This is a genomic window from Bacillus sp. SIMBA_008 (genome assembly GCF_046535495.1).
Lineage (GTDB): Bacteria > Bacillota > Bacilli > Bacillales > Bacillaceae > Bacillus > Bacillus subtilis.
Genome location: NZ_JAWRWL010000213.1, coordinates 1 through 315 on the forward strand (window position 1 = coordinate 1; position 315 = coordinate 315).

General features: G+C 44.4%; 1 protein-coding gene. It reads left to right on the plus strand.

The genetic code is table 11. The annotated features are described in order from the left end of the window. The coding region (locus tag SB658_RS22875; RefSeq protein WP_410602537.1) for a beta-ketoacyl synthase N-terminal-like domain-containing protein at nucleotides 1–315 on the plus strand (315 nt) is incomplete at both ends.

The following is a 315-nucleotide window of genomic DNA, read 5'->3' on the forward strand; positions in this document are numbered from 1 at the left end:
TGAAAAAGCCGAAATAAAGCCCGTTTCGATACGGAATGAAGGCAAAAAAGGCTTTGCGCAAGTCCGCACAGACACGCGGAAAAATCCAGTGACGGAGCGTGAAGATATCGCGATTATCGGTATATCAGGACGATATCCGCAGGCCGAAAATCTTCAGGAATTTTGGAAGAACTTGAGTGAAGGCACTGACTGCATAACTGAAATTCCAAACGATCGCTGGGATCACAGTCTTTATTACGACGCTGATAAAGATAAAGAAGGCAAGACGTACGGAAAATGGGGAGGATTTTTGAAAGACGTGGACAAATTTGATCC